Origin of the sequence: Endozoicomonas sp. SESOKO2, assembly GCF_024606245.1 — a bacterium.
Classification (GTDB): Bacteria; Pseudomonadota; Gammaproteobacteria; order Pseudomonadales; family Endozoicomonadaceae; genus Endozoicomonas_A.
In genome coordinates, this window is the sequence record NZ_JAHHPQ010000072.1 from 1 (window position 1) to 1,718 (window position 1,718).

The 1,718-nt window shown below is 50.9% G+C and carries 1 protein-coding gene; it reads left to right on the top strand.

Features of this window, described 5'->3' with window-relative positions; genetic code table 11:
- Window positions 1-1,559, top strand: a 1,559-nt coding sequence (locus KDK17_RS01850) for a hypothetical protein (RefSeq protein WP_257287210.1), incomplete at its 5' end; no start/stop codon positions are given.
- Window positions 1,560-1,718 lie beyond the last annotated feature (159 nt).

Below are 1,718 nucleotides of genomic sequence, written 5' to 3' on the forward strand. Positions count from 1 at the left end.
ATCGCGCTTTATGGTCTGTGCTTTTCAGTCTGATGTTGGTGGCTTCCTGTTGGGGGAGTGTTGAGTCACCCGAACAGAAGGCTCTCAGAAATGCCCGGAACAATCTGAACAGACTTTATTTTGATTACGTCTTTGCAGAAGAAAATGAGAGGTTGCTAAAAGCCCTCATGGTTTCAGTTCGGCGAATCCATGACCGCTATGAGCAGGACTGGTGGCCGACAGTTCACTTTGCTCCAGACAATGAGGCAGAAGTGCGACAGCAGTTTCTTACCAGGCTTGTCCAGCAGGCTACCCGACATACTATTACCAAAGTCACCGGTGACAATGATACAGATGACAGTTACCCGGACCGCCCCATGTTTCACCTCCTGCAGGCATTCAGCCGTGCTCCGGTCATGGAGGAATCCCGGGATGTTCTTGACTGGTACCGAACCCATCCGGTGCTGCTTCAGGGGGTCATAGCTGAAGACCGAATGGACTCCATGGAGGAGCTGATTGAGGAGGCTGTGCAGAACAGTTTCAGAGAGTTTCCGTCCAACCCGCTATCCCGGGAACAGTTAGCCCGGCAGCTCGGCTTTATTCTGGTAGAAATGCAGGAGCTTTTTCTCCGTGGCAAGGCGCTTCGTTCTCTTGGCTTCAAGGTGGACAAACAAAAGCAGAACCCGGAGATTGCCAGAGATCCTGCATTTATTCATTATCTTTCCTTTTTGACTGAGCTGTTTAACAGCCATTCCACCCTTTGGCACAAAGAGAGCCAACGTCGTCGTCATCAGGAAGACCTCTCCGCCCTTTTTATGGAAGCCGATAGTAAAGATTATGGTATTGAGTGGTACCGGCAGGTTCGCAGGATCCTGAAGGGTGACAAAGCGGTGCCTGTGACTCCGTCAACACCCGCTCAGCAACCGAACAAGCCTGAATACCGGGAAGAAGTAGTCGTATTGGCATTCTTTACTGCAGCAATGCTTGCGGCAGGTGGCATTTCGGGAGTCGTAGCCATCTGCAGGTTTTGTAAGGGCCTTATTGATTATGCCCGTCATTCCCAGAGTGCGAGCATGGCGGAGCATGCTGAGCAGGAGAGGGAGTTACAAAAAAAGTTAGGCAAAGCGCTCAACAAACCCGGGCGGAAAGATCCGAAAGCCAGGGACTGGAAACCCGGCAAAGAGGACTGGGAGGAGGTCAGGGACATTATGGAAGGCTACGATAGCGATACTGTGAACAGTGTACTGGTCGGTGCCGGGGCTATTGACCGCCCGCTATCTAACATGGATATGAATCTGCTCTATTCGCAGTTATCATTGACCGGTCTCTACGTTTACTTGAGGCAAGCAGAGTTTATCCAGACAGAAGAAGATAAAGAACGCCAAAAAATGGCGCAAGAAAGATTCGAAAAAATGGAGCAGGAAGAAGAGGCCAAGAGAGACAGAACCGCGACCTTTGCCGAAACCACTGAACTTCAGCAAGAGCACTCCACTTCCTACATTCACAGAAGCAGTGGTTTTTCCACTTGGGACACATCTTCCACTGAAACGGTCAGGCAGCGGGAGGCGACCCGGGACTGAATATGAGCGGTTCACCGGTCAACAATTTCCGCAATTAAAGAGCCTGCCCCTTGTCAATTTGCAGACTTTCCTTATCATGGTTGCTTCATCACGGAGATCCGCTCAGGAGCCTGACCGAGAATAGCGCCCGTAGCGAGGACGGCAGAAAATTGAGGATAA